The sequence below is a fragment of the Hydrotalea sp. genome (genome assembly GCF_049968455.1).
In the GTDB taxonomy this organism is placed as follows: domain Bacteria; phylum Bacteroidota; class Bacteroidia; order Chitinophagales; family Chitinophagaceae; genus Hydrotalea.
The window spans coordinates 21,757-29,884 of the sequence record NZ_JBMFQT010000008.1; the positions used below are offsets into that span (position 1 = coordinate 21,757).

The 8,128-nt window shown below is 35.5% G+C and carries 4 protein-coding genes; all 4 read left to right on the forward strand.

Annotated features, from left to right (window positions below):
- The first annotated feature begins 22 nt into the window (after positions 1-22).
- On the forward strand, positions 23-2,938 hold the full coding sequence (uvrA, locus tag ACP5P5_RS07225; protein ID WP_428285437.1) for an excinuclease ABC subunit UvrA: 2,916 nt from the start codon (positions 23-25) through the stop codon (positions 2,936-2,938).
- Positions 2,939-3,100: 162 nt separating this feature from the next.
- A complete protein-coding gene (locus ACP5P5_RS07230; protein WP_428285438.1) occupies positions 3,101-3,493 on the forward strand; it encodes a hypothetical protein in 393 nt (130 codons plus the stop codon).
- Positions 3,494-3,567: 74 nt separating this feature from the next.
- A complete protein-coding gene (locus ACP5P5_RS07235) occupies positions 3,568-4,938 on the forward strand; it encodes a TolC family protein (protein ID WP_428285439.1) in 1,371 nt (456 codons plus the stop codon).
- A 5-nt stretch (positions 4,939-4,943) separates the two neighbouring features.
- On the forward strand, positions 4,944-8,128 hold a 3,185-nt coding region (locus ACP5P5_RS07240), incomplete at its 3' end, for an efflux RND transporter permease subunit (RefSeq protein WP_428285440.1).

Here is an 8,128-nt window from a genome sequence, read left to right on the forward strand (position 1 = left end):
AAAGAATTTTATGGGTATATCAATGGAACATCAGACAAATCATAATTCGTTGGCTTTATTAGAAGTTATTGATATAATGGGTGCAAGGGAACATAATTTAAAAAATATTGATGTTTCTATTCCCAAAAACAAATTAGTGGTAATTACCGGGTTAAGTGGAAGTGGTAAATCTTCTTTGGCTTTTGATACCATTTACAATGAAGGGCAACGCCGCTACATGGAAAGTTTTAGTGCCTATGCTCGTCAGTTTATAGGGGATATGGAGCGACCTGATGTTGATAAAATAACGGGCCTTTCTCCCGTCATTTCAATTGAACAAAAAACTACCAACAAAAACCCTCGTTCAACCGTAGGAACAGTAACGGAAGTATATGACTTTTTACGTTTATTATATGCCCGTGTAGCCGAGGCATATAGTTTTGAAACAGGAAAGAAGATGGTAAAGTTTTCTGAAAAAGAGATTATTGATCATATTTATGCTTCATTTCCTAATCAAAAAATTTCCATATTAGCACCCTTGGTAAGAGGGCGTAAAGGACATTACCGAGAATTGTTTGAGGAAATAAGGAAAAAAGGTTTTTTAAAAGTTAGAATTGATGGTGAAATTAAAGATGTAACTGCCAAATTGCAAGTGGATAGATATAAAGTGCATGATATTGAGGTAGTAGTTGATAGAATGGCGGTTACAACCGATATGCGTTTGCGTATTGTGCAGAGCGTTGAAACTGCACTTAAGTTAGGGAAAGATTTAATGTTTATTTTACTGAATGATACGAATAGAATTGTTCAATATAGCAGTAAGTTGATGTGTGTTGATACAGGTATTAGTTACGAAGAGCCTTCCCCCAATGCGTTTTCATTTAATTCTCCTTATGGAGCTTGCCCAACTTGTAAGGGGTTGGGTTCAATTTATTCCTTTAGTTTAAAACAAATTATTCCGGATAAAAATATTTCCATAAAAGAAGGTGGTATACTACCTCTTGGTGCAGAAAGAAATGCGCATCTTTATCAACAAATGGCCGCATTTGCAAAAAAAAATAAAATTAATATCAATGTTCCTCTTAAACAATTGAAGGACGAACAAATAAATCTGCTACTTTTTGCTTCAGAAAATGTGGATGATATTAATAATATATTAATTGCAAATAACGATTCAACTGAAGTCAACTATTTGTATGATGGCGTTTTTGAGGGCGTTATACCCATGTTGAAAAGATGGTTTACTGCTTCAGGCAGCACCGAAACAACTCGAGAATGGGTTGAGCAGTTCATGGAATTAAAAACTTGCCCTACTTGCAATGGTGCAAGGTTAAAAAAAGAAAGTTTGTGGTTTAAGATTAATAACAAGAATATTGCTGAGCTAGGGGAACTTAGTTTAGAAGATTTAGCCAATTGGTTTAAACAGTTGCCTGCACATTTAACGGCAAAACAACAAATAATTGCAAAAGATGTACTGAAAGAAATTAATGATAGATTGGGATTCTTGAATGAAGTTGGGCTAACCTATCTTCACTTAAATAGATCTTCTCGAACACTAAGTGGAGGAGAGAGCCAACGGATACGCCTTGCTACACAAATTGGGTCACAATTACAAGGCATAACTTATATTTTAGATGAACCCTCCATTGGTTTGCATCAGCGCGATAATCATCGCTTAATTCAAGCACTGCAAAATTTACGTGACATTGGGAATACTGTAATTGTTGTTGAACATGATAAGGATATAATGCTTGCGGCAGATTATTTAATTGACATTGGCCCAAAAGCAGGTAAAATGGGTGGACAGGTGGTTGCAGCAGGTACCCCTTATGAAGTAATGAAAATGCATACGCCTACAGCCGGCTATTTAAACGGCACTGTACAAATACCCGTTCCTATGCAAAGGCGTAAAGGGAATGGTAATTTTTTAGAACTTAAAGGAGCCTCGGGAAATAATTTAAAAAATGTCCACGTTAAATTTCCTTTGGGTACTTTAATACTAGTAACAGGCGTAAGTGGCAGTGGAAAGTCAACACTTATTAATGAAACATTATACCCGCTACTGGCAGCACATGCTTATGAATCTCGAACAAAACCAATGCCATTTAAATCCATAAAAGGGTTAGAGCATATTGATAAAGTTATTGAAATAGATCAATCGCCCATAGGGCGTACGCCAAGGAGTAATCCTGCTACTTATTGTGGTTTTTTTACAGATATAAGAACTTTATTTGCATCGGTACCGGAAGCTAAAATCAGAGGATATAATGCAGGAAGATTTTCATTTAATGTTAAAACAGGACGTTGCGATGTTTGTGAAGGTGGCGGAATGCGTGTAATTGAAATGAATTTTTTACCTGATGTTTACGTGCCTTGTGAAAAATGTAATGGTAAAAGGTACAATAGAGAAACATTAGAAATAAGATACAAGGGAAAGTCAATTAGCGATGTACTAGATATGTCTGTTGATGAAGCTTGTGATTTTTTTCAACCGGTACCATGGATATATAGAAAAATTCATATATTAAAAGAAGTGGGTTTAGGATATATTACTTTGGGGCAAAGTGCTGTAACTTTAAGTGGAGGTGAAGCACAACGTGTTAAACTTGCCACTGAATTAGGTAAAAAAGATACCGGCAAGACTTTTTATATACTGGATGAACCCACCACCGGATTGCATTTTCAGGATATTGTAATGTTGATGGAAGTTGTTCAGAAATTAGTAAATAGGGGAAATACAGTTTTAATTATTGAACACAATTTAGATGTTATTAAACAAGCCGATTATATTATTGATTTGGGTCCGGAAGGTGGCTCTGGCGGCGGAAAATTACTATTTGCAGGCACGCCCGAAGAGTTATGTACAACAAAAGAAAGCTATACTGCCTTATATTTAAAGAAGGAGTTAGAGGGAACCACTTCAATACAAAAAATATTAAAAACAAATAAAAAAATATAAAATTAAACTTACACTTGTAAGCTTGAGTTGATTTTTATTATGTTTTTGAAGTAAAATTGTTCAAAAATCAAAATTCTAATCTGCTTCTAATCTATATTCACCATTTCTAACAAAAAATTTTATGCTTCGTATTTAATTTTGTGCTAGAAAATGCAGTAACCCATGCATCGCTTTTATAAAGCATATAATTTAATTATCAAGTTAATTTTTTTTACCCTGTATATTTTATTTTTTGGGGTGCAATTACTGTTTAATTTTGATGCAGTATCTGAGGACCAGTTAATTGATACCGAATTACATGCTCATGCCTCCTTTCATACCCAACATTTTTTCCATCAGGCTATATACACGCACAATACTTCACAACGCGGCGATAACATACGTTTAAACAAACGTTACCAACCAGAAACAGTGGCTATTGTTGCATTTTTTGTTTTAGCAGTTGCCCCACTAATATTTTTCCGAGTAATTTATTCTTATTATAAAGAATCATTTGTATCTTTCTTACAGCATACAACTACCCTGCGAGGCCCACCGGTTAGTATGCTTTTTTAAAGTTCTCTTTTATTTCATTTTTAAAACCTAAAGGTTATATGTTTTCATTTAACAGAAAGTCAATCATTGGCTCTATGCTACTTGTTTTGTGGTTGGGTAGTATAATATCAGCTTCTGGCCAAACAACACCATCCTTTTTTTCATTACCACAATTAACTGACTCTGCATTACAGTTTTACCCATCTGTAATGAGTAAGCAAGCGCTAGTTGCTAGTGCCAAAGCGGGCATTATGGATGCAAAACATGCTGCCTTGCCTTCTTTAGATGTGCATGATCAAATAACAACATCTACTGCTAATGGCGTAACTGGTACTTTTTTACCATTAGGTGTAGCTATTCCAACAGCAGGAGGTATTACCGCAAATAACAATTGGCAGCCAGCTGCAGGTAATATTGGCTTAATATATAGCCAATATGAATTATACAACTTTGGCTTAAACAAAGCTAGAGTTATGGATGCTATAGCAAATGCTCGTTTTGCTGAATCAGATTATGCAAAAGAAACCTATTTATTAAAGTTAAATGTTGCCAATTATTATTTGGCGTTACTAAAAAATATTCAACAGCTGGGTGTTGAGCAAGATAATGTTCGTCGTTATGAAACTTTGTTTACTGTAATAAGGGCACAAGCAGCCAGTGGGTTAAAACCTGGAGTTGACTCTTCTTTAGCCAAAGCTGAATTATCTAAGGCCCGCATTAATTATAACAATCAATCCGATATAGTTTTACGCTTACGCGAACAGTTAAGCATGCTTACTGGTATACCCATTGAGCGATTAAATGTTGATACTACAGTTACCCGATTTAATGATTTGATTGAAAAAAATAATTTTTCAAATGAAGTGGATACATTAAATAATCCTTTGGTAGATTATTACCGCCAAATTAAAAATCGTTACATGGCCCAAGGTAAATTAATACAAAAAACCTATCAGCCTAAAATATACTTAGCTGGTGGATTTTGGGGAAGAGGCTCGAGTATTGATTATCAGGACCAATACAAAGCTTTTGCTTCCGGTTTGGGCTATCAACGGTTTAATTATTCTGTTGGCTTGGCATTTACTTATAATTTATTTGATGGTATTCATAGAAAAGATCAAATGACAGTTAACAAGTTTGCAACGCAAAGTAGTGACTATGATTTGCAGGAGCAGAAATTGTATTTGTCTAATTCCTATCAAAAAGCAATGGCTTCCATTGACATTATACAGAAAAATTTATTAGAAATACCCATACAACTACAATCGGCACGCGACGCCTATCATCAAAAAGTTGCACAGTACAATGCCGGATTAATCAATTTAATTGATTTAACGAACTCTGCATTTGTATTGTACCGTAGCCAAACCGATTACATTCAAACCATAACAAATTGGTTGCAAGCTAATTTAGATAAATCAGCCGCAGCAGGTACAATTGATTCATTCATTCAAACAATAAAATAATTAATATGGTACGTTCTGCCCTTAAAAGGCCTATTACAGTAATTGTTTTGTTTGCAGGGTTATTACTATTTGCGGTAATGGCTTTGCGTACAATACCTATTGATATATTTCCTAAACTAAATTCACCTACCATATATGTAATTGAACAATATGGTGGTATGTCGGCTGCACAAATGGAAGGATTTTTTGCCACTCGCATGGCCGACCAATTTTTGTATATTGATGGAGTAAAAAATATTGAAAGTAAAAATATTCAGGGATTAACACTTATTAAATTAACCTTTTATGAAAATGCTGATATGGCGGAGGCTTCAGCTGAGGTAGCCTTACAGGTAAATAGAACCATGGCTTTCTTCCCGCCAAGTGCTTTACCACCTACCGTAATTCGTTTCGATGCTTCTTCATTACCGGTTGGTGAATTGGTGTTTAGCAGTAAAACTCGTCCATTAAGTGAAATATTTGACCTTGCGGTTACTCGTATTCGTCCTTTATTTGCTACAGTACCTGGTCTTTCAGCTCCACCACCATTCGGTTCTAATGCGCGTACTGTATTAATTAATATAAATCCTACTAAACTTAGTTCCTATAATTTATCTGCTGATCAGGTTGTTGAAGCTATTGCAAAAAATAACTCCATCTCACCTTCAGGAAACATACGTATTGATAGTACTATGTATGTTACTTCGGTAAATTCATTAGAAACAAAAGTGAAAGACTTTGAAGACATTCCAATTGTTAGTAATACTTCTACTTCCATTTTTGTAAAAGATGTTGCCACAGTTACCGATGGTGCTGATATTACAGTTGACTATGCTTTAATTAATGGTAAACGTTCTGTATATATTCCGGTTGTAAAAACAGCGAGTGCTTCAACATGGGATGTTGTGCAAAAATTGCGTGCTAAGCTACCTGAAATGCAAAGCTTGTTGCCGAAAGATGTGCATATAGAATACGCATTCGACCAATCGGTTTTCGTAATTAATTCCGCTAAAAGTTTAATGACGGAAGGTATTTTAGGTGCGGTATTAACCGGATTAATGGTACTATTGTTTTTGCAAGACTGGCGAAGTAGTGTTGTGGTAATTATTACTATTCCGGTAGCTATTTTGAGTGCTGTGTTTTTCCTAAAACTTTCCGGACAAACCATCAATATAATGACCTTAAGTGGTTTGGCCTTGGCAATTGGTATTCTTGTAGACCAGGCGACGGTGACTATTGAAAACATTCACCAACATTTGGAAATGGGAAAGCCTAAGAAGCAAGCTATTTTAGATGCTTGTCAGGAAATATCGTTCCCATTATTATTAATCTTGTTATGTATATTGGCAGTATTTGCACCTGCATTTGTTATGAACGGTGTTCCAAAAGCTATGTTCCTTCCTTTATCATTATCAATTGCATTTGCAATGATTGTATCTTACATAGGTGCGCAAACTTTGGTGCCGGTTATTTCAAACTGGTTATTAAAAGAAGATATGTTTAATAAGTATCATCATGCACAACCACATGCACATGCCGGTTTGGCGTTAGATAATGAGGAAAATAATGAAGTTATAAATCATACCAATCAAGATGAAATGCATAAAGAAGAAGATAATTTCTTCCAGCGTTTAAAAATAGCTTTAGCAAGTCGTCTTGATAAGTGGATGCCGAAACGAAAGATAATTGTAATTCTGTATTTAATAGTAGCTTTTAGTGCAGCCGGTTTTTGTTTTGTAATCATTGGTAAAGATTTATTACCAAAAACCAATGCGGGTCAATTACAGTTAAGATTACGTGAACCAGATGGTACTCGCTTGGAGGTTACTGAACGTGCTACAAAAGGGGTATTAGACATTATTAATAAAACTGTTGATGATAATGTTGAAATTTCATCAGCTTATGTTGGGTTAGTACCAGCCAACTTTGGTACCAGTAACTTATACATTTTTAATAGTGGTACTCATGAAGCTGTTATACAAATAAACTTGAATGAAAAGTATAAAGTGAATATGGAAGATTTAAAGGAAAAGCTAAGGCATGAAATTGCAAAGGCTTATCCTAACATGAAAATTTCATTCGAGCCTATTGAATTAACTGAAAAAATTATGGCTCAAGGAGCTTCTACACCTATTGAAGTTAGGGTAGCAGGTAAGAATATGAATGATATTGAAAATTATGCCGGTAGAGTTATGGCGAATATGAAGGCCATTCCTTTCTTGCGTGATGTGCAAATAGCGGAGCCTTTGAAATATCCTACTATCAATATAAAAGTGGATAGAGAAAAATTAGCTTTAATGGGATTAAGTATTGATAATGTTACGCGAAGCATTACTGCCAGTACTTCTTCTAGCCGCTATACCAATAAAAACTTCTGGCTCGATCCTAACAACTCTTATACCTATCAAACGCAGGTTCAAATTCCAGAATATGCAATGAATTCTTTGCAGGAATTGGAAGCTACACCGCTAGTAAAAGGAGAGGCAAGGCCGGTATTATCAGATGTGGCAACTATATCAGTTGATAGCTTGCCCGGAGAGTATGATAGAAGTGGCCCTAGAAGATATGTAGTAATTAGTGCTAATATTTATAAAAAAGACTTAGGAACCGCAACAACTGCAGTGCAAAAAGCAATTAAAGAATCTGGAACTCCTCCTACTGGATTAATTTCGGAGGTGAAAGGAATGTCATCTTTGTTGATAGAAACTCTAGATTCTTTACAAAGTGGTTTGTTAGCTGCTATTGTTGTTATTTTATTGTTGTTGGCTGCTAATTATCAATCTTTCGGATTAGCTATATCAGTGCTAGCCACAGTTCCGGCGGTATTGTTGGGTGCATTACTAATGTTGTTAGCTACCGGTGCAACATTAAACTTACAATCTTACATGGGTATTATCATGTCAACGGGGGTATCGGTTGCGAATGCTATCTTAATTGTTACCAATGCGGAATCATTGCGTTTAAAATATCGCGACGCATTTAAAGCTGCTTCTGTAGCTGCAAGTATACGTTTGCGACCTATTTTAATGACCAGCTTAGCTATGATAGCCGGTATGATACCAATGGCTAGTGGTTTAGGTGAATCTGGCGATGAATCTGCTCCATTGGGAAGAGCTGTGATAGGAGGATTAGCTGCCTCTACTGTTGCTGCTTTATTTATAGTACCGCTGGTTTATGGTTGGATTCAACAAAAAGCTTCATTAAAAGACGT

What these genes read in the sequence shown, in the direction of transcription:
- ACP5P5_RS07230 (WP_428285438.1), top strand. Translation starts at nt 3,101, where the DNA reads ATGCATCGCTTTTATAAAGCATATAATTTAATTATCAAGTTAATTTTT.
- ACP5P5_RS07235 (WP_428285439.1), top strand. Translation starts at nt 3,568, where the DNA reads ATGCTACTTGTTTTGTGGTTGGGTAGTATAATATCAGCTTCTGGCCAA.
- uvrA (WP_428285437.1), top strand. Translation starts at nt 23, where the DNA reads ATGGAACATCAGACAAATCATAATTCGTTGGCTTTATTAGAAGTTATT.